The sequence below is a fragment of the Natronosporangium hydrolyticum genome, assembly GCF_016925615.1.
Lineage (GTDB): Bacteria > Actinomycetota > Actinomycetes > Mycobacteriales > Micromonosporaceae > Natronosporangium > Natronosporangium hydrolyticum.
In genome coordinates this window covers 2,249,710-2,272,499 of record NZ_CP070499.1, presented here as the reverse complement: position 1 = coordinate 2,272,499, position 22,790 = coordinate 2,249,710, and the positions used below count along the sequence as shown (strand labels likewise).

Genomic DNA, 22,790 nt, shown 5'->3' with positions numbered 1-22,790 from the left:
TCCGGGGGGTGTTGTCGCCGGGTCGGGTGGCGTCGGCCGACCGCTGATAGGGACCCGGCCACCCCGCACGGGGGTAGGTCTCCTCGTAACGTGGCTGCCGGCAGCCCGACGCCCAGACCCGCGACCGAGGCCGCACCGAGGCGAGAGGGCCACAGGTAGTGAACGGCCAGTACGAGGTCTTCCTGGGGTTGGACGTCGGCAAAGGCGAACACCACGCGGTCGCGCTGGGCCGCGACGGCGCCAGGCTCCACGATGCACCGCTTCCCAACAGCGAAGCCAAACTGCGGGCGCTCTACGACAAACTCGCCCGCCACGGCACCATCCTGGTGGTGGTCGACCAGCCCGCCTCCATCGGCGCGCTGCCAGTGGCGGTAGCCCGTGCCGGCGGACACCAGGTGGCCTACCTACCCGGGCTGGCCATGCGCCGTATCGCCGACCTGCACCCGGGCACATCAAAGACCGACGCCCGCGACGCCTACGTCATCGCCGACGCGGCCCGGACCCTGCCGCACACGCTGCGGCGAGTCGACACCGGCGATGACACCCTGGCCGAGCTGGAGATGCTCATCGGCTACGACGACGACCTCGCCGGCGAGGCCACCCGCATCTCCAACCGCATCCGCGGCCTGCTCACCCAGATCCACCCTCCACTCGAGCGTGTCCTCGGCCCGAAGGCCGCCCACCCGGCAGTGCTGGAACTGCTGACACGCTGCGGCGGACCGGCCGGGCTACGCAAGGCCGGACGCCGCAAGCTCACCACCATCGCCACCCGCCATGCCCCACGCATGGGCGAACGTCTCGTCGCACAGATCCTGGCCGCCCTTGACGAGCAGACCGTGATCGTGCCCGGCAGCCACGCCGCCGAGACCATCCTTCCCCGGCTGGCCAGCTCGCTACGCGACGTCCTCAAGCAACGCGAACAGACCGCGGCCGAGGTCGAAGGGATGCTCGATGCCCACCCTCTCGCCAAGGTCCTGACCTCGATGCCCGGCATCGGAGTCAGGACCGGCGCCCGCATCCTGCTCGAAGTCGGCGACGCCAGCGCCTTCCCCACCCCCGGCCACTTGGCCGCCTACGCCGGCCTAGCCCCGGTCACCCGGCGTTCCGGCAGCTCCATCCGCGGCGAACACCCACCCAAAGGCGGAAACAAGCAGCTCAAACGTGCGTTCTTCCTCGCGGCGTTCGCCGCCCTAGCCGACCCAGCCAGCCGCGCCTACTACGACCGGAAGCGAGCCGAAGGCAAGAAACACAACGCTGCCCTCATCTGCCTGGCCCGGCGCCGGGTCGATGTCCTGTTCTCCATGCTGCGCCACAAGACCACCTACCAACCACGCCCCGTCGCCGCTTGACAGAACCCATAGGGACACCCCCCCGAACCGGGGACGGGCGCCGACTGTCCCCGAGCTTGCAGGGCAATGCTAGTGTGGATGCTCATGGGGAGCGAGGCGGTCGTCCGGCTCACCGGCGTCAGCAAGCGGTTCGGTCGGGTCGAGGCGGTCGCGGGAATCGACTTGGCAGTCAGCCAAGGGGAACGGGTGGCCATCCTGGGGCCCAACGGCGCCGGCAAGTCCACCGCTATCTCGATCTTGCTCGGGTTGACGAGGCCGGACTCCGGCGCGGCAGCGCTGTACGGCGTGCCGGCGAGCGAGACCGTCCGGGCTGGCCGGGTGGGCGCTATGTTGCAGGGCGTCCAGCTGCCTTGGTACGCGACGGTCGGCGAGCTGATCGCGCTGGCGCGCAGCGTCTATCCTCGCTCGCTGCCGGCTTCCGAGCTACTGCGCACGGCGGGGTTGGACCGGCTCACCCGCCGGCGAATCGAGAAGCTCTCCGGCGGCGAAGCGCAACGGGTCAAGTTCGCCTTCGCGCTCGCCGGTGACCCCGACCTGCTCGTGCTGGACGAGCCGACGGCCGGGCTCGACGTCTCGGCGAGGGTGAGCTTCTGGGACACCGTCGGGCGCCTAGCGGCGGCCGGGCGTACGGTCATCTTCGCCACTCACTATCTCGCCGAAGCTGAAGACTTCGCCGATCGGGTGGTGGTGATCGCGCGCGGCCGAGTGGTGGCGGACGGAACCAGCTCGGAGATCCGGCGCGCCGCGGCGACCGAGCGGCGGGTCAGCTTCCGGCTCGACGGCGCCTCCGCGGCCGGGTTGGACCGGCTGCCAGGAGTGAGGACGGTGGCGGTCCGGGCCGGACGTGCGGTTCTGACCTGCGACGACGCAGACGCGGCCGTGTCCGCGCTGGTCCAGGCCCGCGGGCAGGTCACGGACCTGGAGGTCACGGTTGGCGGCCTCACAGAGGCATATCTGGCGCTCGCTCACCCCGCTGAGGCGGCCGATGAGGAGCGGGAACCGTAATGCTCGGGTACCTCGCCTTCGAGCTCCGCCGGGTCGGACGCATCCGCGGCCTGCTGGTTTTCAGCTCGCTCCTGCCGACAGCCTTCTACGTGGTGTTCACAGTTGTCGGAGGGGATGACGTGTCCGCGCTGCACCGAGGCGTTCCCATCGCCGCATTCGCGATGGTCAGCGTGGCGGGATGGGGGGCGGTGGTCGGCGTCCTGTCACACAGCTCCGGTGTCGCCTACGAGCGATCCGACGGCTGGCTACGGCAGCTGCGCACCACGCCGCTACCACCGTCGCGAGTGGTCGCCGCCAGGGGGATGGTCGCCACGCTGACCGTCCTCCCGCCGATCGTCGCGGTCGGTGCGGCAGCGGTTCTCCTACACGACGTGTCGCTGCCAGTCGGTCGATGGCTGACGCTGGTGCTGGTGATGTGGTTGGGTACCGTCCCGTTCGCGTTGCTCGGGCTGGCGTTGGGCTACACACTTCCCCGCGAGGTGACCGGAGCGGCCACGACGGCGGTGTGGCTCGCGCTGGCGGGCCTCGGCGGGTTGTTGGTGCCGGTGGAGTCCTTCCCATCCTGGCTGCAGGCCGTCTCCCGCGCGTTGCCGAGCCATCAGTACGCTGAGCTGGGTTGGAGTGCCATCGGAGCCGTCGGCGCCACTCCCGCCACAGCCGCCTATCTGGCGGTTTGGACTGTCGTGTTCGGAGTGCTCGCCGCCGCCGCGTACCGCCGGTCGTCAGCCGTCCGCTAGGTGCCGCTGCCGGCGGGTCGTGGTGGCGACCCTCAAGACCTGGAAAGTGCTGACCAAGCTGCGCTGCTGCCCGCACCGCGCCACCGCAATCGTGCAGGCAATCCTCGCCCTCCACGCCGTCGAAGCCCACCGCCACCCACGATGAAAAGGGCTCATTGACGAGCGCTTCAAATCGGAGATCGTTCTCGCTGACCGCTTGTTCTCGTTGCGCTCTGCTGAACCCGGTACCAAGCTCCTGGCAGCAGACGATGATGCTGTAGAGGAGGTCAAGGGCATCCCCCCACTGCCACTGCAGCCGTTTGTCGAACCCTCGACGGTAACGACGGTGCCGACTAATCATTGCGGGGGTCGTTCGGCGGAGTGTCCGCCCAATGCTCTGAGCCGACTGATCGACAACCTCGGGAAGCCTTTCCTCAAGGGATCCGCGGATCTTCTCGACGGCCTCTGCTTTTGGAGTGCCTCTCGCCTCCGCACGCGCCACGGCGTCGGCCACCACCTCCGCAATGCCCGGTTCACCCATTGGGTCCCAGGCTCTCCACATTGACGTAGTTCTGTCCTTGGTCATCCTTCGCCCCGAATTACTGTAGCTGGGAGCGCAGACATTGCGCGGAGCATCAACCCGGAGGGCTGGAGCGAATGCTGGCAGCGTTGGGGCCGCCCGGCGTGTGAGGTGACCACCGAGGATGACGACCCCGAGTGGGGTCGATGGCCGTCGAGGGAAAGGCGGCCTCGACCCGGCGGGATTAGTGCAGGGTTCAACAGCTCCACCGTTTCCTGATCGAGCCTAAGGCGGCCGGGATCGAGGCGACGTTCGGGGTGCGGCTGGTGTGCCCGATCGACGAGTTCGACGCCTCCCGGCATGTCGGCGACCTTCCCGAACCCGACCGGACGCAAGAGGAAGGTCGTCGGGCTGCGGCAGGCCTTCCGGGTTCGCCCACCACCGCCGGTGCCGGTAGACCCACCGCCGGGCTGAGCGCCCGCGACCCGCGCGGCTTCCACGGCACCAGCCTCGACCTGCCCCCGGCAGAAGGCATTACTCCGCCGCTGGAGCACCGGTGCCGACCCACGCCCCCCACGGAGCGCTGATCGGGTGCTCGCCCTACTGCACGGCGCAACGGTTGCCATCGCCCCCTACGAGGGATCGCAACGTCACGGGCGTGCCGGCTGGGCTTGACCCGGGATGTTAACGGACAGTGTGACCCGACTAATGAGAGTTATCGGATCGGTCGTGAGGCAGATTCGATACCGGTCGCCGCCGGCGGGTGAGCACTCGTCCTGACTGGGCCTTGGAGCCCTTCAGCCCAAGACCGTGCCCCGTCGGTGTCCGGGAGGGTTGATCGCTGCTGGGATGTCGTGCCCGCTGCTTGGCGTGAGCACTGTTCATTAGTCTGCTGATGGTTCTCCCCCCTACGGCACCCTGATCGGCCAGCAGTACGCCGAGCGTTTCCCGCACCGGGTGCGGGCGATGACGTTGGACAGCAACATGGACCACCGCCTCGGCATCCGACGATTCCTCGCTACCCAGACCGACGGGGCCCAGGGCTCCTTCGACGAGTTCGTGGCCTGGTGCGACCGGGACAGCAGCTGCCCGCTGCACGGTGACGATCTGCGTGGGGTCTGGCACGACCTGCTGGCGCGGGCCGACCGTGGCGAACTGCTCGTCGAGCCGGGGCCCGTCGCGGTCACCGCCTTCGAACTGATCAACGCGGTCTTCAGCGGCCTCTACGGGCCGCATTGGCACCAGCTGGCCGAACTGCTGGTAACCCTGGACCAGCCGGCTCCGGCGCCGACCAAAGCCGTCGCCGGTCACCAGTTGGCTACCGGCCTCGCCGCCGAAGCTGACGTGTCAGCCGCTCCGTTCCAGGCAATCTTCTGCCAGGACTGGGATCTCCCGGTCCCGGACCACCGGGAGTTTGCGCGGCAACTGCGGCAGCTCGACCGGATCGCACCGGACATGCGCTGCTCGCCGCTGGCGGTCTACGCCACCGTCGCCTGCCTCGGTTGGCCGAGCGAGGTGACCAACCCGCAGCAACCGTTACGGGTCCCGGTGGGGCCGCAACTGTTGCTGACCAGCGCCGTCCACGACCCGTCCACACCGTACGCCTGGACCCTCGGTGCCCTGTCGCAACTACGCCGCCACGCCTCCCTGCTGACCTACGAAGGGTGGGGGCACGGCGTCTACGGTCGCAGCGACTGCACCACCGGCACGATCGACACCTTCCTGGTGTCGCTGCATCGCCCGGCCCAGGGCGCCAGCTGCCCCGGGGTGGAGCCGGCTCCCGCGGCCACGCCCCACCGCGTACCGACCCCGGATGCGGTGACTGTGCCGCCTCCGGAGCAGCCACGCTGGTGGCACCGCGACTGACCGTACGCGGGTGGCGGGACCACCTCCCGCCACCCGTACAGTCGAATTGTGACGGCCACCGAGTTTCACCTACTGCACGACCCTTCCCGGCCGGCGTGGGACGGTTCGGGTGACCGGCCGATCCGGGTGCATCTGTGGCGGCCGAAGCCCGCCGACTCACCGCCCGATGTGGTGTTGCTGTCCCATGGCACTGGCGGCGCCGCGCAGAACCTGACCTGGCTCGCCACCGCGCTGGCCGATGCTGGTTTCCTGGTGGCCGGGGTCGACCACCACGGCAATACCTTCGTGGACCAATATCGGCCGCAGGCATTCGTCTGCTGGTGGGACCGCCCGCTGGACCTGCGCTACCTGCTAGATCGCCTGTCGGTGTCGGAGGAGATCGGCTCGGTCGGCGCAGCCGGATTCTCACTGGGCGGTTACTCGGTGGCTGCGCTGCTGGGCGCCCGGGTGCTGCCGGCACGCTTCGCCGCGATCGCCCACGGCGACATCGAGAGCCCGCCTACCCCGGAGTACCCGACGCTGCTTGCGGAGCTGCGAGCCGCGGTCACCGAGGAAGAACAGCGGCAGTGGCTCGACGCGGTCGGCCGAGACTACACCGACCCACGAGTCGGCGCAGGTTTCCTCATCTGCCCCTCACTGGGCGCCGTGCTCGACCCGGGTAGCCTCGCCGCGATCACCCGACCAACCCGGGTCTGGCTGGCCGAGGCCGACGAGATCGTGCCGGCCTCGGAGGTGGCCCGTTGCTACGCCGAGCCGATCCCCGCCGCCTCGTTGCGGCGCGCCACCGGCAGGGTCGGCCACTACGCCTTCTTGGGCGGCGGCACCGCACGGGCCGATGCCACCGAGACCCCCGCTGCTGCGGCGACCCGCTCCGCCACGGAAACCACCACCGCCGTAGCGCCCACCGGCGCCGTAGACGACGGCGTTGCAGAACTCACCGCCGCCGCAGCGGCCACGGGCGACCTGGGAGCCTTGACCCGGCGGCGGGTCGCGGCCGACGCGGTCGACTTCTTCCAGGGGACGCTTCGCCAAGACTGAGTACGCCCCGGCCGTACCCTCGGGCTGCGGGCCGTACCAGTGCGAGCAAGGTAACGCGAGACGGTGGATTCATCTGTCCAGCGTGGTAGAATCGAACATGTGATCGAATCGATGGAGCCCGCTTCTTCGGCGCCGCCCCCGGCAGCGGCGGGGAGTTGGCCGGGCGCCGGCTCCACCGGTGCGGCCGGCGAGTTCCCCACCGATCTGGAGACGCTAGCGCCCGGCCCGGAGCTCGCGCGGCTACTTGCCTCGATCGATCGCCGAGAGATCAGCGAGCGCGACCGGGTGCGACTGCTGCAGGCACGGCAACGGCTAATCTCGCACCTGCAGGCCGAGCTGATGGCCGATCTGACCGCAATCACCTGGGAAGATCAACCAGAGCCCGACGGCTCGGGGAGGTACGCCTGGGCCGAGACCGAGATCGCTTGCGCCCTCCGGTGGACCTCGATGGCGGCGGGACGACGACTCGCCCAAGCGCAAGAGATCATCGAGAAGTTCCCCGCGGTGGGGGCTGCGCTTTCACAGGGCTCGATCGACCTCCCCCGAGCGTTGGTGATCACCGAGTTGGTCGAGCCGCTGCCTGACCGCGCACTCGCCCGCACGTTCGTTGAGCGCGTGATCGACCGGGCCGGCCAGTGGACCACCGGACAGCTTCGGGCGCGACTCCGGGCGTTGCTGTTGGCAGCCGACCCGGCCTGGGCGCAACGGCGGGCCACCGCAGCGGTGCGAGGCCGCCGGGTGGAGGTCCGAGACAACGAAGACGGCTCCGGAGACCTGTGGGGACGCAGCCTGCCACCGCGCGATGTGGCCATGGTGTGGGAGAGACTCAGCGCCATCGCCACCGCGGCCAAGGGCGCCGGTGATCATCGCTCGGTTGACCAGCTCCGAGCAGACGCCATGGTCGATCTGCTCGCGGGCGAAGGAGTGGCCCTCGGTGGACCGGTGGGCCGCCATCACGGCGGGTTGCCCGTCCCCGACGGCGACCCTGGCGACCCTGGACCGATCACACACCGTTCCCACCACGACCGCCCGCCGGGCGATGGGTTGCCGGAGCCCGGCTTGCCGAACCCCGAGGTGCCGGACCACGGCTTGCCGGACCACGGCTTGTGGGACGAGATTGTGTGGCCGGCGGTGCTCCCCGAACCGCCGCCCGAAGCATCACCTGAGTGGATCATCGACTCGGCGGTCGCCGCAGCAGGGCGTCCGGGCGCCGGCACCGACGCTGCCGCTGCCGGTGCCGGTGCCGGTGCCGGTGCCCCCGACTGGAGCGTCACCCCAACGGCGCTGCCGGGACCCCGGGCCGGTGTGGTGGAGTTGCAGGTCCCGCTGACCACGTTGATCGGCCTAACAGAGCTGCCCGGCCATCTGCGCGGATTCGGCCCAGTGATCGCCGACATCGCCCGGCACGTCGCCGCCGAGCAGCGAGCCGGATCGTGGCGCTACTCGCTCCTGAACGACCTTGGCGAAGTGGTGTGCCACGGCCCGGTGAGGGCCCGCCCGGCCGCCTCCCGCCGACCCAGCACCAGCGTGGCTGCCCTGGTGCGCGCCAGAAACCCCACCTGTGTCGCACCGGGCTGCCGGCGTCCCGCCCAAGGTTGCGACCTCGACCACACCGTGGCCTGGGCACAGGGCGGCGCCAGCACCGCCGACAACCTCGGACCACTGTGCCGACGGCACCACCGGTTCAAAGATCACGGCGGGGCTGACCTGATCCAGCCCACCCCGGGAGTGTTCGGCTGGACCACCCCCCGCGGGCTGCAGTATGTAACCACACCCGAACCCGCGATACCCGACGGGCTGGTCCCCTACCGGGCCGGAGCTCCCTGACCCCGAAGCGGCCAGCTCCCCCCGGCCCCGCTCTCACCGTTTCCGTTGGCTACGGCCCGGGTCTCACCACCCGGCACTCACTGCGGCCGCTGCCTCCTGCCGGTACTTAACTCCGCGGCGGCTCCGCCCCCCGCTGCCCAGCCCACGCAGCCCAGCCCCCGCAGCCCAGCCCCCGCAGCCCAGCCCACGCAGCCCAGCGCCGGGCCCAGAAGTAACTGGGCTGGCCGGCTGACTCAGTGCATGGCCCGGCTGTGCCCGGCGCAGGGATAACTGGGCTGGGCCGGCTGGCTCAGTGGTGGCTCGGCTGGCTCAGTGGTGGCTCGGGTGGCCGTTCGATTCGTAGCTGAACTCCGAGGTGGGCGAATCCTCCGGCGCGTTCGTCGGACTCTTCCCCGCCGACGGCCCTGTGCCCGCCGTCGGCGAGCCCACTAGCGGTGAACTCATCGTCGGGGATTCGACCGGCGACGAATCCATCGATGGGGATTCGACCGTCGGGGAGCCCAACGTCGGGGAACCCCACATCGGAGAACCCGTCGACGGCGGGCTGACCGGTTCCGACGAGCTAACCGGGGCAGACGGGCTAACCGGAGCCGATGGGCTGAACATCGCAGACGAGCTAGCCGGGGCCGGTGAGCCGGGTTGATCGCTCGATTCCTCGGCCTCTTCCGCCATCGCCTTCGCAACGAGCTGCGAGGGCACCACCATCGGGTACTCGCCTGTTTCGCCGCCCCGCTCGGCCGCCGCCATCACGGCGGCCGCTGCCATCTGGGCGACCCGCTCGGCCTCCCGGTGCACCCTCGCGCGTACCGCGGTGGCGTGCCGCTCAGCCGCCTCGGCCGCCTGCCGGGCCTGCTCCAACCGGTCAAGTTCCTCGGTGAGCTCCTGGGTGACCTGGCTGAGTCGCTGCTGTAGCTGGCTGACCTCCTGCTCAGCCGCGGTGCCCTGCTGCCGGGTCTGGTGGAGGTGATGTTCGGCCGCGTCAAGCTCACCATGCAGCTGCGACAGCACCTCCTGCCGGGACTGCACCTCGTGTTGGGTCTGTTGCCGGGCCGACTCGATCTCCTGGTTCGCCTGCGACCGGGCAGCTTCCAGCATCTCATCCGCCTCGGCACGAGCGGTTTCAAGCTGCTGGGAACTGAGCTCGTTACTCCGCTGGGCTTCCTCTTCAGCCCGCTGGTAGGCGGCTTCGCTGTCGGCGTGCAGTTGGTCAGCACGCTCCCGTGCCTCCTGCAACGCCCGGTCGGCCGCGGCCTGCTGCTCGGCGGCGTGGGCGGCGGCGGCGTCAGTGATCTCGGCAGCTTGCTTCTCCGCCAGGGCCAGAATTTGGTCGACCGTGGGCCCGAGGTCCCGGAAGGTGGCCCGGTCCAGCTGCGCCGGCCGCGCTTTGAGCTCCACCATCTCGGATTGGGCCTGCTCCAGCCGCGCGGACAGGTCCCGCAGCTGCCGGTAGGCACGGTCGCGCTCGGCGACCAGGCTCGCAGACCGGCTGTCTGCCTGGGCAATGTAGTGGTCTACTTGTCGTTTGTCGTACCCGCGCAGCGCGAGTTCGAAGTGGGGTCGTGCGGCAGCGTCGTCGCTGCCTGACGTGAACAGCTCATCCAGGTGAGACATTCCGCATCCTCCCTACATCGCGGGCGGAGGCCGGCGGTGGCGCTCCCGCCGGGGGCGTGACGATGACGGAAGGTCGGCAGACACCACCAGCCTGCGCACTCGCACGCTACCGCCAGGCTCGTTCGCGCCATCATGCCACCCCGCGGCTGTCCGCTCGAGCCGTCAGCGGCGCCGAACGGCTCAGCTCATGATGGCTGACGCGCCCATTGGTTCACCGAACTCACCGAACGACGGCTGACGCGCCGCCGCATAGGCGACGGCGCGTCGGGGATGCCAACGATGTGGATCAACGAGCGAGCAGGTCATCAACCAGGTCGCGGTAGCTGCGGACGGCATTGCGCAACTCCTCGGTGTCTTCGCCGTCCCCGTCCGCCCACCGGTCGACCTCAGCCTTACGGGCCGACAGCGTCTCCCAAAGCTCCTGGAACAGCTCGGAGACCAGGTCGCGGGCCTCTCCGGTGGCGCCGCCCGGCTCGTCCACGAACCGGATCTGGATCTCCCGGAACCGGTCGCGGTACCGGTCGGCGGCACCGTCGCCCCACAGCCCCGGGGCAGCGGCGCCGGCCGTACCCCCGTCGACGCCGGATGTGCTCAGCTCCGATCGGTCGGCGGCAACGGGCTCGGGGGCGGGGGCGGCCCCGTCCGCAATGGGCGTCGGGTACGTTGCGGCCGGCGGGTCGGCGGCGGCCTGGCTACGGTAGACCTCACCGGCGGGTTCTCCCGCGAAGGTCCCGGCGTCGGTGTCCCCACCGTACGAGCCTCCCGGATCACCGCCCGGACTGTCACCGCCCGGACCGTCAGCGCCCAGACCATCAGCGCCCAGACCATCACCGACCAGATTGTCACCGTCCTGGGCAGCGTAATTGTCACCGCCCTGGGTAGCGGGGTCGGTGCTGTGGACCGGCGCCGGAGCGGCGGGCGGTTCCGAGGCGCCGGGTAACGCCGCCGGAGGTGGCGGCACCGACCCGGAGTCATCCGGCTTACCCGAACCGTTCGGGTACGGCGACGACTCCTGATCGGCCGACGAGGCAGCGTAGGTCATGACGTCTTCTCCCTGGTCATCCGCTGGTACTGGCAGTCTGCTGATTGTTGGGGTCAGGCTGCTGGCCGTTGTGGTCAGGCGTGGGGCGCTGCGTCGGCGCCTCCCCGAGTAGGTCCTCAAAGAGCACCCGGTAGTGCACCAGGGCCTGCCGTAGGTCTTCGGTGTTCGCCTCACCCTGCTGATGCTTCCGGTAGATCGCATTCGCGTCCCGGTAGTACCCGAGGGTGCGGGCATGGTCGACCGAAACCTGGTCGAGTTGTTCGGTCCGATCGTCGGTGGGGTAACCCTTCTCCGCGATCAGCTGCACCACCAGCGACTCAGCGTCGTTGATAGCGGTGTCGGGGGTGTCGACGAACTCCGCCTGGACCTCCCGCCATGCCGTGGCGTACCGCTGGCGAGTGGGTTCGTCGAGTTCCCGCAGCTCCAGCTTGGCGTGGCGGCGCTCGCGTTCCCGCAGCTCCTTCTCGGCGGCGAAGCGGCTGTCCCGCTCGGCGGCCAGCCGGTCGTACTCCGGCCCGAACCGGTCGCGCAAGGAGCGGCTCCGCCACCACAACGCGCCTCCGGCGAGCGCGGCCACGATGAGCAGCGCCACCGCCACGACCACAACGATCTCGATGGTTGACATGGTGGATCCCTTCTGTCCGGTCCACAGCCTTCCCCGCAGCGATGGCGGGGAAACAAGACTTCGACAACTACCTTTGGTAGTCATGCCGCCACCACTGGCGGCCGGTGGGCGATCGCCACGCCTGGCGCGAGGCTTCGGCGGGCACGCCTGGCGCGAGGCTTCGGCGGGTGAGCAGAGTGGCGGGCTGCTGTTACCGTCGCTACCAAAGGTGGGCGACCGGACGAGGTGGGCACGCTATGGGGCAGGATTACGCGCCGCCGAGCAGCCAACGGCGGCGCCCGACCACGGTGACGGCATCCTTCGTGCTGCTGTTGATCGTTGGGGTGGGTTACCTACTCGACGCGGTGGGCCTCCTCGTCGGCCTCGGGTCGTACCGGGGCCAGCTCGAGGACGCGATCCTCGAGTCTGGAGTGTCGGGTCGGGTGACCAGCGGGCTGGAGACCTTCGCCATCGTGATGGTGGTGATCCTTGCCCTGGTCACCGTGGTCATCGGCGCGACGCTGCTGGTGGTGGCGTTCATCCTGCGCCGCGGCAGTAACATCGGCCGGATCCTCAGCTGGGTGTTCGGTGGCCTCACGCTGCTGTGCGGATTCGGGGCATTGGCGGCGGGCGGATTCGCCGCCCCCAGCGGGCTCGGTTACCTCAACGCCCACAGCGGCGGCACCAGCGGCAGCGCCTCATTCGAACAGCGGGTGCCCGAAGGGTACCCGGCGGTGTATCAGTTCTACAGCTTCCTGTTGGGGCTCTTCACGATCGTCGCGTTGATCCTGGTGATGGTGCTGCTCGCGCTGCCGAAGTCCAACGTCTACTTCCGCCGGGCCGCCCCGGCCGGTTACCCCTACCCTTACCCGTACCCGGTGCCGCAACAGCCGGGCCCGTACGGCTCCTACCCACCCCCGCCGGGACCCGCACCGGCACCACCACCGGGGCAGCCGCCGCTACCCGGGCAGCCGCCACCCGGGCAGCCGCCACCCGGGCAGCCGCCACCACCGGGGCCTGGCCCAGGGGGCTGACCAGCTGCGGCAGGGCGGCAGGCGACGGGGGCGGCAGGCGACGGGGGCGGCGGCGGTGCCGGTTCAGCGGAGTCGGGGACGCAGCGCCTCGGCGAACAGGGAGCCCAGCAGCCCGGGGGTGAGTAGGCCATCGCCCAGCCCGAGCGCGACCAGTGCCTCGAAGGCCGGTTCCCGGCGCCGCGCCGCGCGCACCCCGGCGTCGACCAGCCACCGGTGGCCACCCAACCAGGCTGCGGCCCGGGTGTGGCGCAGGTGTCGCCCCAACGCCGCCGCGAGCGCCCGGGTGTACCGCTCACCTGCCCCGGCGTCGCCCGCCGCCGCCTCGGCGCCGGCCAGCTCCCCGGAGCGGACGGCGTAGTAGATCCCTTCGCCGGTGAAGGGGTTGATCAGTGACAGTGCATCGCCGGCGAGCAGCACCCGGCCCCGGCCGGGGGTCGGCCGCCGGGTAGACAGCGGCAGATGGTGGGCGCGCAGTGCGGTGACGTCGAGACCGGCCAGGTCGGGCAGCAGCGCTGCCAGCCGGTCACGCAGATACCGCCCGGTGGTCGGCGCCCCTTGCAGCACCTCGCCGTAGCCGACGTTGCGCCGGCCGTCGCCGATCGGGAAACTCCACGCGTACGCGGGCCAGCCCTGCCCGGTCATCACGATGCGCTGTGCGGGCGGGCCTGCCGACAAGTTTTCCGGCAGGCTCGGGTCTTCCGGCGGCATCGGGGCGTAGCCACGAAGCGCCAACGCCAGGTGCCCGGGTGGGTTGGGCCGGTGGCCCAGGTACCGCCGCACGGTGGACGAGGCACCATCGGCGCCGATCAGCACCCGGGCGGCGAGCCCGTCCACCGTCACATGGTCGGGGTGCTCTTCGATCCGGTGGACGGGATGCCGGCGCAGCACCGCGCCGGCGGCGACCGCGACGCGTACCAGTCGATGGTCGAAGACGGTACGCGGCACTGTGTGCGCGACCTCCGGCAGCGCTCGGTCGACCTCGTCGCCGCCGGGCCCGGTCACCCGCAGGCGCGCCACCGGCGGGTAGCCGTCCACGACCCCGCCGGCGCCGAGCCGGTCGAGCACCGCCAGCGCGTGCGGGGCGATGCCGTCGCCGCACGGTTTGTCCCGCGGGAAGGCGGCCCGGTCCAGCAGCAGCACCCGGGCGCCGCGCCCGGTCGCGGCGAGCGCGGCGGCGCAGCCGGCCGGGCCGGCACCGACCACCGCCACGTCGAACATGTTTCCAGGATCGCCGAACTACCCCGGTCATCGCCCGGAAACCGGGCCGCCGATACGCGACAATGAGGGAAGCGCTGGCGCAGAGGGGGGCTGACCAGTGGGCATTGTGTCGCCGGGCTTCTCCGGCCGCGACCGGGTCGACGACCGGCGGTTGCCGCCGGGCCAGTATCTGACCGAGGACTTCCCGGTGCTCTCGGCCGGCCCGACGCCCCGGATCCCGCCCGCCGAGTGGGAGTTCCGGATCACCACCGAGTCCGGCCAGGTGCGGCGCTGGTCGTGGCCGGAGCTGCTGGCCTTGCCGTCCGAGCGGCCCACCGTCGACCTGCACTGTGTCACCAAATGGTCGAAGCTCGGCACCGGGTGGCAGGGGGTGTCGCTGGATGTGTTGCTCGCGGAGGTCGACACCGCCGCCGACTTTGCGCTGGCCGACGCGTACGGCGGCTACACCACGAACCTGCCGCTGGCTGATCTGCTCGACGGGCAGGCCTGGATCGCTTACCGGTACGAGGGCGAGGAGTTGGCGCCGGAGCACGGTGGTCCGGCCCGGTTGCTCGTGCCCCACCTGTACCTGTGGAAGTCGGCCAAGTGGATCCACGGGTTGACGCTCGGCTTCGCCGACGAACCTGGCTTCTGGGAGACCGCCGGCTACCACAACTACGGAGACCCATGGCGCGAACAGCGGTACCAGGGCGATTGACCGGCCAGCGACTGACCGGCCGGCGGCCGACCGGTCGCCGGCTGCCCTGGCGGGTGGCCCGGCTGGCCTCGTACCGGGACGAGACCGCCACCGCCCGGACGTTGACGCTGGCAGTGCCGGGCTGGCCCGGCCATGTCGCGGGCCAGCACGTGGACCTGCGGTTGACCGCCGCCGACGGCTACCAGGCCCAACGGAGCTACTCGGTAGCCGGGGCGCCCACCGCCGACCAGGTGGAGCTGACCATCGAACGGGTACCGGGTGGGGAGGTCTCGCCGTACCTGACCGACCAGTTCCGGGTGGGGGATCCGCTGGAGATCCGGGGCCCGGTGGGGGGTTGGTTCGTGTGGCGGCCGCAGGAGGTGGCACCGGTGCTGCTCGTCGCCGGCGGTTCCGGGATCGTGCCGTTGATGTCGATGATCCGGCACCGGCACGCCGCCGGGAACTCCGCCCGCTTCCGGCTGGTGTATTCGACGCGCTCCCCCGCAGCCGCCTACTACACGGGCGAGCTGGCCGGGTTCGCCGCCGAATGGGGCGGGATCTCGCTGTCGTATGTCTACACCCGGGCGGCGCCGGCCGGGAGCGAGCGACCGGTCGGCCGGCTCACACCGGCGGATCTGGCCGCCGCGGACTGGTCACCGGTGACGGGGCCGCGCTGCTTCGTGTGCGGCCCGACCGGGTTCGTCGAGGCCGCCGCCGACGCGCTGGTGCAGCTCGGCCATGCACCGGAGCAGATCCGGACGGAACGTTTCGGCCCCACCGGAGGTTGACGCCATGGATCGGCAACCTGTGAGCACCACCGACTACCAGGACTACCAGCGCTACCAGGATTACCAGGATGGCAACGCCCTCGCCGGGCCGCTGAGTGAGATCTTCACTGTCGATGTCACCAGCGCCTCCGGCGAGTGTGTCACCTGTGGCCTGGTCGGGCCGGTCGCGTCACTGCGCCTCTACCACCGGGCCCCGGGGCTGGTGGCCCGCTGCCCCAGCTGCGACGAGGTGGTGCTGCGCCTGGTCCGCACCCCCCGCGGCACCTGGCTGGACCTACGCGGGATGGTGTTCCTGCGGCTACCGCGGACCGAGTAAGCAGGGTGGCACAGTCTCCCGGTCAGACACCGAGCCGGCGGCGCAACTGCCGGGCCTGCCGCCGGGAGACCGACACCCGGCTGCGCTGCCGGTCGTTCATGACCAGCGCCAGCGAACCCTTGAAGTCGGGCACCAGCTCCCGGACATGGTCGAGGTTGACCAGGTAGGAGCGGTGGGTCCGGAAAAAGTGGCCGCGCAGCCGGCGCTCCAGCTCGTTGAGGGAGAAGGTCACCAGCACCCGTTCCTCGGCGAGCTTCAGGTACGCGTACCCGCGCACCGCGCTGGCGTAGACGATCGCCGCCGGGTCGACCAGCACCGTCCGGCCGTCGCGCTGCACCGGGATCCGGCTCAGCGGTTCGACCCGCGGCGGCGTCGGGTCCTGGGTGGGAGGTTCGGCGAGGGCTCCGGCCGGTGGCGAGCCGCGCGGGGCCGGCTTGGGCTCCTCCGCCGAGGCGGTCAGCGCCCGGTCCAGGGCTCGGCCGAGCCGGTCGGCGTCGAACGGTTTGACCAGGTAGTCGGCCGCCTCCAGGTCGAAGGCGGCGACCGCGTGGTCCGGGTACGCGGTGGTGAAGATGACCCGGGGCGGGTTCGGCAGCCGCCGCAGCGCCGACGCAACCTCCAGCCCGCTGCCACCCGGCATCCGGATGTCGAGCAGCACCAGGTCGTAGGCGAGGGAGCGGATCAGCTCCAACGCCTCCTCACCATTTGTCGCCTCGCCGACCACCTGCACGTGGGTGAACTCTTCCAGCAGGTAACGCAGCTCGGCGCGGGCCGGGGCTTCGTCGTCGACGATCAGGGCGCGGGCGCGCATGGGGTCAGCGTAGCGGGATCCGCAGCTCCACCACGGTCCCCTTTCCGACCGTAGAGTTGACCTGAAGGGCGTACCGCTCCTTGAAGAGGGTCTCCAGCCGCTGCGAAATGTTGCGCAACCCCACGCCGCCCTCGGCGGCAGCTCCGGCGGCACCGTCGACACCAGCTTCGAGGCCACCGGGTGGGCGAGGGCCGGCCCGCGACTCGCCGAACTCGCCGCTGGTGATCCGGGCGAGGATGTCGGCGGGGATGCCGACACCGTCGTCGGCGACCTCGATCGAGGTGGTCCGGGTCAGCGGATCGACCCGTGCCTTTAGCCGGACCGTGCCGCCGGCCACCTTGTCGGCGAGCCCGTGTTTCACCGCGTTCTCCACCAGCGGCTGGATGGTCAGCACCGGTACGTGGGCGGTGAGCACCTGCGGGTCGATGTCGTAGCGGACCCGCAACCGGTCGCCGTAGCGGGCCTGCTCCAACGACAGATAGGTACGGACGAAGAAGTACTCCTGGGCGAACTCGGCGAAGTGGCCGTCCTGCCGGACCGCGTACCGGAAGAAGTCCGACAGCCGCAGCAGCAGTTGCCGCGCCTGTTCCGGATCGGTGCGGGCCTTGGAGGCGATGGTGTTGAGAACGTTGAACAGGAAGTGCGGGTTGATCTGGGCCCGCAACGCGTCCAGTTTGGCGTCGGCGGCGAGGTTGCGTTCCCGGTCTGCCTCGGCCAGCTCCAGGTGTAGCGAGAGGATGCCGGCGAGCCCGCCGACCAGGTCCCGCGGGGGTGGGTCCTCGTGGACGCGGTAGACCTGCAGGGTGCCGACTACCCGGGCGCCGATCGCCAGCGGCGCTACCACCGCCGAGTGCAGCGGACACTGCGGCTCGGGGCAGCCGAGCGAGCCGCGTCCCCGCACCACCACCGTCCGGGCCCGGGCGATCGCGCGGGCTCCGGGCCCGGAGCGTGGCTCGTCGGCGTCGTGATGGTGATCGGCGCCGGGGCCGACGAAGGCCAGCACCCGTTCCCGGTCGGTGATCGCCACCGCGTCGCCGCCCAGTAATGGCCGCAGCAGCTGCGCGGTGCGGCGGGCGGCGTCCGGGGTGAGCCCGGAGCGCAGCGGCATCGACCGGCCGGCGGCGGCGATGGTGCGTCCGGAGCCAGAGCCGGAGCCGTCAGCGCCCGGCTGCCGGCTCAGCGTCCGGGCAGCCCGCGGGCCGCGTAGCGCCGACGGATAGCCGAGCGTCAGCACGGTGGTCAGCAGCACCCCGGCGAGCAGCGTGGTGCCGACCCCCAGCGAAGGCGTCACCAGCACCTGGGTGACCAGGTAGACCACCGCCCAGGCGAGGATCAGCACCCCGGCGAGCACCCGGCTACCGCTGGGCATCGGTGGTTCCTCGCCGCCGCGGTCGGCGGGCCGGCCGCTGCACCGTCAACCGGGCCAGCCGTTCGGCCTGCCGGTCGGCGGCGGTGCCGTGCATGGTCAGCCACATCGCCTCGGTGTCGGCCGGCGGCTGACCGCGGCGCGAGACGATGATCGTGACCAGGGCGGCCACCGGCGCGGCGACCAGCGTCGGGGTCATCAGCATCTCGCCCAACCCCCGGTCGCCGGTGAGCGTGCCGGCGACGAACATGCTGACCGCGGCGGTGCCGCCGGTGAGCATGCCGGCGACGGCGCCGGCGGCGGTGGTGCCGCGCCACCAGATGGTCAGGATGAACACCGGCGTCAGCGCCGAGCCTGCTAGGGCGAACGCCCAGGTCACCATGGTCGCCACGATCGAGGGCAGCAGCGCGCTCAACGACTCCGGGCGCAGCGCCAGCGCCAGGCCGGCGGTCGCGCACGCCACCACGATCACGGTGCCGCGCCCGGCCCACACCGCCTGCCGCTGCGAGGCGCGCGGGTTGAGGTGCCGCTCGTAGACGTCGTGACCCCAGGACGCGGCGGCGGCGAGCAACAGCCCGGCGATGGTCGACATCACCGCGACCAGTGCCCCGGCGGCGACCACCCCCAGCCCGGCGGTGCCGCCGTAGAGCCGACCCAGCACCGGCAGGGCATGCTCGGGGACCCGCAGCACCCCGTCGACGGTCAGCTCCGCCAGCCACGGGTGATCGTCGATCGCCCCCGGGATCATCGACCGGGCGGCGGTGCCGAGCATCACCGCGAGGGCGTAGAAGAGGCCGGCCAGCCCGAGCACCCACACCGTGGTCATCCGGGCGGCGGTCCCGGTGGGGCTGGTGAAGTACCGGTTCATCACGTGCGGCAGGCCGGCGGTGCCCATCACCAGGGTGATGATCAGCGCGAACTGGCCGAGCCGGCCGTAGCGCGCCCCGGGCTCGCCGAAGTGGGCGGTCTCCGCCTCGTCGAGCTGGTTCGCCTCCGGGGCGAGCCGCCACTGGTCGGCCTCCTCGGCGACCGGATTGGCCAGCGGCTCGGCCGACAGGTCCGCCACCGCGCCGCCGTAGCTGAACCCGGAGCCGAGCACCGCCGCCGCCAGCCAGCACACCGCCGCGAGCAGCAGCAGGAACTGCACCGCCTGGGTCCAGGTGGTGCCGCGCATGCCGCCCATGGCGACCAGGCCGGCGATCGCCGCGGTGGAGATCAGCACCCCGGTGGCGTACGGGGAGAGACCGGCGATGCCCTGCCCGACCAGCAGCTGCCAGGTGATCCCGCTGCCGACCGCTTGCGGCACCAGGTACGACAGGATGATCAGCTGGACGACGCCGACCGCCACCAGCCGGACCCGTTCCGAGGCGAGCCGCCGGCCCAGGAAGTCGGGGATGGAGAATTCGCCGAACCGCCGCAGCGGTGCGGCGACGAAGAGCAGTACCGGCACGAACCCGGCCGCGAACCCGACCGCGTACCAGACTCCGTCCAGACCGGACACGTAGACGGCGGCGGCGACGCCCAGAAAAGAGGCGGCGGAGAAGTAGTCACCGCAGATCGCCGACGCGTTGGTCGCCACCCCCACCCGCCGGCCGGCCAGGTAGTAGTCCACGGTCGACACCCGGCGGGGGCGGATCGCCACCGCCACTCCCCCGGCCAGCCCCAGCACCACGACCAGGACCGCGACGCTGAGACTGGTCACGGAGGACCGTCCCCGGGCGGCCCAGGCTCCTCAGCCGGCCCGCCGAGCATCCGGGCCTCGACGGCGGTGGCGAGGGTGGCGGCGGCGAGCCCGATCAGGAAGAAGAACAGGTAGAGCCCGAACGCGGCCATCACGAAGCCGGGGCTCATGCCGCCGATCAGCCGGCCGGCCGACCACCAGTCCAGGGCGAGCGTCAGCGCCGGCACCCCGGTCACCGCGACCAGGAAGAGTGTGAAGTACGCGGCGGAGACCCGCCGCTGGGTCCGGAAGGCAGCGTCCACCTCTGCGGGCGTGTCGTGCTCGTCGACCTCGCGTGCCATGCGCAGCACCCTACGGAAGGCCGGCCCCCGGCGGAAGTCCAGCGGTGGACGAAAGGCCAGGCCAGCGCGTTAGGTCCGGGCAGCGCGCTGGGTCCGGGCAGCGCGCTAGGTCTTGGTGAGCACCCGGGTGCCGGTGCGGAGCAGGATCACCGCGCCGCCCGCGGCCATCACCAGCCCCATGCCGGGCAGCAGTTGCCCCCAGCTGTCGGTGGCGGCGCTCAGCTGCAGCAACCGTCCCACCTGCCACACCACGATCAGGGCGACGCCGCCGCCGGCGACGAAACAGTGCCCGATCACCACCCGTCGCCACGGGAGCAGCGCACCCGCGATGGCGATGAATCCGGCGCTCAGCGTCCACAGCCCGGGGCCATCGGTGCCGGAGAGCGAGCCGAACGGGGTCATCACCCAGGGCAGCAGCGACCCGATCACGGTGATCAGCCCACCGACCAGCATGCCGAGGCTGCCGGCGTGCAGGATCCCCCGACGGGTCGGCGCGGCCTCGGTGCCAGTGACAGCAGACATGCCCGGATGCTAGATCGAAACCTGCCGGCAACCTACTGGTGATCCACAAACGGTCGGTACGGGCCCGTGGGCGGCGGCTCCCGGGGCCCGAACGGTTCCCGGCCGGCAGTGATCACCGCTGGTCGCGCCGGCCGGACCGTTCGCGACCCGGAACCCGCCGCCGGCTCGATCCACTCTTGCGCGCCGGCGCCGGGTCGCGTTCCCTTCGCACATCACGCGGCTACGGGTGACCTACGTAACAACCCGGGAGGAGGAGCGCGGCGATGAGTGAGGTAACGCGCGAGCACGAGCAGCGCGAAGGCGAGGGCGAACCGCCACCGCCGGAGGACAACAGCTGGCGCCAGGGCTACTGGCGGCGGAACCTCCGGTTGATGGTGATCCTGCTCGTCATCTGGTTCGTGGTCTCCTTCGGGTTCGGGGTGCTGCTGGTCGAACCCCTGAACGAGATCGTGATCGCCGGCTTCCCGCTGGGCTTCTGGTTCGCCCAGCAGGGCTCCATCTACACCTTCGTGGTGCTGATTCTGGTCTACGCCGTACTCATGGATCGGCTCGACGACCGGTACGGGGTCAGCGAGCGCGACGAGGAGGGGAAGCGGCTGTGAGCGACATCCAGCTCTGGACGTTCGTCTTTATCGGACTTTCGTTCGGCGTCTATATCTATATCGCCTGGCGCAGCCGGGTGAAGGAGACCGCGGGCTTCTACGTCGCCGGCCGGGGCGTACCTACGGTGGCCAACGGCGCCGCGGTCGCCGCCGACTGGATGTCGGCCGCCTCGTTCATCTCGATGGCTGGGCTGATCGCCTTCCTCGGCTCGGACGGTTCCATCTACCTGATGGGCTGGACCGGCGGCTACGTACTGTTGGCCCTGCTGATCGCGCCTTACCTGCGTAAGTGGGGCAAGTTCACGGTGCCCGAGTTCGTCGGTGACCGGTACTCGGAACTGGTCCGGACGATCGCCGCGGTCGCCGCGATCCTGATCTCGTTTACCTATGTGGTCGGTCAGATGCGTGGTGGCGGCATCGTCTTCAGCCGCTTCCTCAACCTGGAGATCGCCGGTGGGGTGATGGTCGCCGCGGCGATCATCTTCATCTACGCGGTGCTCGGTGGCATGAAGGGGATCACCTGGACCCAGGTCGCGCAGTATTCGGTGCTGATCGTCGCCTATCTGATCCCGGCGATCGCGGTGGCGCAGCAGATGACCAACCTGCCGATCCCGCAGGTGACCTTCGGGCAGATACTCAACGAACTCAACGCGATCAGCGTCGAGTTGGGGCTGAATCAATATACCGAAGCCTTCGCGGCCCGACCTCAGATCGACGTCTTCCTGGTCACTATGTCCCTGATGATAGGCACCGCGGGGTTGCCCCACGTCATCATCAGGTTCTACACCACCAAGACAGTACGCGGGGCCCGCTACTCGGCCTTCTGGGCGCTGTTCTTCATCGCCCTGCTCTACACCACGGCTCCCGCGGTCGGCGCCTTCACCAAGCTGAACCTGCTGCGTGACGTGCAGGGCGTCGGGGTCGAAGACCTGCCCGCCTGGATCGAGAACTGGGCAGCCACCGGGCTGGTCAGCGTAGCCGACGGCGTCGACACGGTGCAGTCGGTGAGCAACGACCCCGGCGCCGGGGCCGACCTGACCGTCAACAACGACATCTTGGTGCTCGCCAGCCCGGAGATCGCCGGGCTACCCGCGCCGATCGTCGGATTGGTGGCGGCCGGCGGCATGGCGGCGGCGATGTCCACCGCGGCCGGGTTGCTGCTGGTGATCTCCTCGTCGGTCTCCCACGACCTCTACTTCCGGCGGGTCAAGAAGGCCGCCACCGACCGGCAGCGGCTGCTCGCCGGGCGGATCGCGATGGCGTTCGCGGTGGTGATCGCGGTGATCGGCGGGATCAACCCGCCGGCGTTCGTGGCGCAGGTGGTCGCCTTCGCGTTCGGGCTAGCGGCGGCGAGCTTCTTCCCGATCATCGTGCTCGGCATCTTCTGGAAGCGATGTAACGCCACCGGGGCCGCCGCCGGCATGGTCGCCGGACTGCTGTTCACGATCAGCTACATGGTCTACACATTGGATGTCTTCGGCACCTCGGCGAATCCGCACATCTTCGACATCAGCCCGGAGGCGATCGGCACGATCGGGGCGGTGGTCAACTTCGTGGTCACGATCGTCGTGTCGAAGCTGACGGCACCACCACCGGCGCACCTGTCGGAGCTGGTGGAGGAGCTGCGCTACCCAGCGGCCCGCCGCCGCCCGGCCGGGGAGGAGGCCCGCCAGGGCTGATCGCCGATCATTACGGCGCTACGCCAACGTTTCACACCGACCCGCAGTCGCCGGGCACCGCACCCACCCGCGGTGTCCGGCGACTGCGCTTGCGTTTCCAAACATGGTGAGCACAGCCGCCACGTCAGCCACACCGGCCGGCGTCGCCCGGAGCGTTTTTCGGGAGTTGTTTACGGGC

At 70.7% G+C, this 22,790-nt stretch carries 22 protein-coding genes and 1 pseudogene; 14 read left to right on the top strand and 9 right to left on the bottom strand.

All coding sequences use genetic code 11. The features are described from left to right. Positions 1 to 158: 158 nt before the first annotated feature. The 8 genes and pseudogenes from JQS43_RS10110 to JQS43_RS10075 all read left to right on the top strand — a co-directional run bounded on the left by JQS43_RS10110 (position 159) and on the right by JQS43_RS10075 (position 8,321). Positions 159 to 1,349 carry an IS110 family RNA-guided transposase gene (locus JQS43_RS10110; RefSeq protein ID WP_239678807.1) on the top strand — a complete coding sequence of 397 codons (1,191 nt, stop codon included), beginning with the start codon at positions 159 to 161 and terminating at the stop codon, positions 1,347 to 1,349. 78 nt (positions 1,350 to 1,427) lie between these two features. Further along, positions 1,428 to 2,354 (top strand): ABC transporter ATP-binding protein, encoded by a 927-nt coding sequence (locus JQS43_RS10105; protein ID WP_239678806.1) that lies wholly within the window; start codon positions 1,428 to 1,430, stop codon positions 2,352 to 2,354. Continuing rightward, entirely contained in the window at positions 2,354 to 3,091 is a 738-nt protein-coding gene (locus tag JQS43_RS10100) for an ABC transporter permease (RefSeq protein ID WP_239678805.1), read from the top strand. Before JQS43_RS10105 ends, JQS43_RS10100 begins: the two co-directional genes overlap by 1 nt. Positions 3,092 to 3,113: 22 nt before the next feature. Then, positions 3,114 to 3,236: pseudogene (locus JQS43_RS10095) on the top strand (IS5/IS1182 family transposase); the annotation flags it as partial. 680 nt (positions 3,237 to 3,916) lie between these two features. Next, positions 3,917 to 4,177 carry a hypothetical protein gene (locus JQS43_RS10090; RefSeq protein ID WP_239678804.1) on the top strand — a complete coding sequence of 87 codons (261 nt, stop codon included), beginning with the start codon at positions 3,917 to 3,919 and terminating at the stop codon, positions 4,175 to 4,177. Positions 4,178 to 4,508: 331 nt separating this feature from the next. Continuing rightward, a complete protein-coding gene (locus JQS43_RS10085) occupies positions 4,509 to 5,456 on the top strand; it encodes an alpha/beta hydrolase (RefSeq protein WP_338037177.1) in 948 nt (315 codons plus the stop codon). Positions 5,457 to 5,504: 48 nt separating this feature from the next. After that, positions 5,505 to 6,494 carry an alpha/beta hydrolase family protein gene (locus JQS43_RS10080; protein ID WP_239678802.1) on the top strand — a complete coding sequence of 330 codons (990 nt, stop codon included), beginning with the start codon at positions 5,505 to 5,507 and terminating at the stop codon, positions 6,492 to 6,494. 99 nt (positions 6,495 to 6,593) lie between these two features. Next, on the top strand, positions 6,594 to 8,321 hold the full coding sequence (locus JQS43_RS10075) for an HNH endonuclease signature motif containing protein (RefSeq protein ID WP_239678801.1): 1,728 nt from the start codon (positions 6,594 to 6,596) through the stop codon (positions 8,319 to 8,321). 309 nt (positions 8,322 to 8,630) lie between these two features. Here JQS43_RS10075 and JQS43_RS10070 read toward each other — a convergent pair whose 3' ends face one another. The 3 genes from JQS43_RS10070 to JQS43_RS10060 form a co-directional block, all read right to left on the bottom strand. Continuing rightward, positions 8,631 to 9,932: a coiled-coil domain-containing protein gene (locus JQS43_RS10070; protein ID WP_239678800.1), complete on the bottom strand. Its 1,302-nt coding sequence runs from the start codon at positions 9,930 to 9,932 to the stop codon at positions 8,631 to 8,633. A 286-nt stretch (positions 9,933 to 10,218) separates the two neighbouring features. After that, positions 10,219 to 10,974, bottom strand: coding sequence for a hypothetical protein (locus JQS43_RS10065; RefSeq protein WP_239678799.1), 756 nt, complete (start codon positions 10,972 to 10,974; stop codon positions 10,219 to 10,221). Between the two features lie 16 nt (positions 10,975 to 10,990). Continuing rightward, positions 10,991 to 11,599 carry a hypothetical protein gene (locus JQS43_RS10060; RefSeq protein WP_239678798.1) on the bottom strand — a complete coding sequence of 203 codons (609 nt, stop codon included), beginning with the start codon at positions 11,597 to 11,599 and terminating at the stop codon, positions 10,991 to 10,993. A 236-nt stretch (positions 11,600 to 11,835) separates the two neighbouring features. On the opposite strand from JQS43_RS10060, the gene JQS43_RS10055 reads away from it, so the two are divergent. Further along, positions 11,836 to 12,612: a hypothetical protein gene (locus JQS43_RS10055; RefSeq protein ID WP_239678797.1), complete on the top strand. Its 777-nt coding sequence runs from the start codon at positions 11,836 to 11,838 to the stop codon at positions 12,610 to 12,612. 63 nt (positions 12,613 to 12,675) lie between these two features. Here the strand turns inward: JQS43_RS10055 and JQS43_RS10050 are convergent, their stop codons facing one another. Further along, entirely contained in the window at positions 12,676 to 13,830 is a 1,155-nt protein-coding gene (locus tag JQS43_RS10050) for a geranylgeranyl reductase family protein (protein WP_239678796.1), read from the bottom strand. A gap of 106 nt (positions 13,831 to 13,936) precedes the next feature. On the opposite strand from JQS43_RS10050, the gene JQS43_RS10045 reads away from it, so the two are divergent. The 3 genes from JQS43_RS10045 to JQS43_RS10035 are packed head-to-tail and all read left to right on the top strand — an operon-like array spanning position 13,937 to position 15,610. After that, the gene (locus JQS43_RS10045; RefSeq protein WP_239679381.1) at positions 13,937 to 14,527 is read left to right on the top strand and encodes a molybdopterin-dependent oxidoreductase; all 591 of its coding nucleotides are present in this window, start codon (positions 13,937 to 13,939) and stop codon (positions 14,525 to 14,527) included. Continuing rightward, on the top strand, positions 14,497 to 15,294 hold the full coding sequence (locus JQS43_RS10040) for a ferredoxin reductase (protein WP_239678795.1): 798 nt from the start codon (positions 14,497 to 14,499) through the stop codon (positions 15,292 to 15,294). Before JQS43_RS10045 ends, JQS43_RS10040 begins: the two co-directional genes overlap by 31 nt. Before the next feature lie 4 nt (positions 15,295 to 15,298). Then, on the top strand, positions 15,299 to 15,610 hold the full coding sequence (locus JQS43_RS10035) for a DUF6510 family protein (RefSeq protein WP_239678794.1): 312 nt from the start codon (positions 15,299 to 15,301) through the stop codon (positions 15,608 to 15,610). A 22-nt stretch (positions 15,611 to 15,632) separates the two neighbouring features. Here JQS43_RS10035 and JQS43_RS10030 read toward each other — a convergent pair whose 3' ends face one another. The 5 genes from JQS43_RS10030 to JQS43_RS10010 form a co-directional block, all read right to left on the bottom strand. Continuing rightward, positions 15,633 to 16,421 (bottom strand): LytR/AlgR family response regulator transcription factor, encoded by a 789-nt coding sequence (locus tag JQS43_RS10030; protein WP_239678793.1) that lies wholly within the window; start codon positions 16,419 to 16,421, stop codon positions 15,633 to 15,635. A gap of 4 nt (positions 16,422 to 16,425) precedes the next feature. Further along, positions 16,426 to 17,790, bottom strand: coding sequence for a histidine kinase (locus JQS43_RS10025; RefSeq protein WP_239678792.1), 1,365 nt, complete (start codon positions 17,788 to 17,790; stop codon positions 16,426 to 16,428). Next, positions 17,777 to 19,489 carry a sodium/solute symporter gene (locus tag JQS43_RS10020; RefSeq protein ID WP_239678791.1) on the bottom strand — a complete coding sequence of 571 codons (1,713 nt, stop codon included), beginning with the start codon at positions 19,487 to 19,489 and terminating at the stop codon, positions 17,777 to 17,779. Before JQS43_RS10020 ends, JQS43_RS10025 begins: the two co-directional genes overlap by 14 nt. Beyond that, entirely contained in the window at positions 19,486 to 19,809 is a 324-nt protein-coding gene (locus JQS43_RS10015; RefSeq protein ID WP_239678790.1) for a hypothetical protein, read from the bottom strand. Before JQS43_RS10015 ends, JQS43_RS10020 begins: the two co-directional genes overlap by 4 nt. 105 nt (positions 19,810 to 19,914) lie before the next feature. Beyond that, positions 19,915 to 20,331 carry a hypothetical protein gene (locus JQS43_RS10010; RefSeq protein ID WP_239678789.1) on the bottom strand — a complete coding sequence of 139 codons (417 nt, stop codon included), beginning with the start codon at positions 20,329 to 20,331 and terminating at the stop codon, positions 19,915 to 19,917. Between the two features lie 263 nt (positions 20,332 to 20,594). On the opposite strand from JQS43_RS10010, the gene JQS43_RS10005 reads away from it, so the two are divergent. Both JQS43_RS10005 and JQS43_RS10000 read left to right on the top strand, forming a co-directional pair. Beyond that, on the top strand, positions 20,595 to 20,933 hold the full coding sequence (locus JQS43_RS10005) for a DUF4212 domain-containing protein (protein ID WP_239678788.1): 339 nt from the start codon (positions 20,595 to 20,597) through the stop codon (positions 20,931 to 20,933). Beyond that, positions 20,930 to 22,612 carry a sodium:solute symporter family protein gene (locus JQS43_RS10000; protein ID WP_239678787.1) on the top strand — a complete coding sequence of 561 codons (1,683 nt, stop codon included), beginning with the start codon at positions 20,930 to 20,932 and terminating at the stop codon, positions 22,610 to 22,612. The genes JQS43_RS10005 and JQS43_RS10000 overlap by 4 nt, the downstream gene beginning before the upstream one ends. The last annotated feature ends 178 nt before the right edge of the window (positions 22,613 to 22,790 follow it).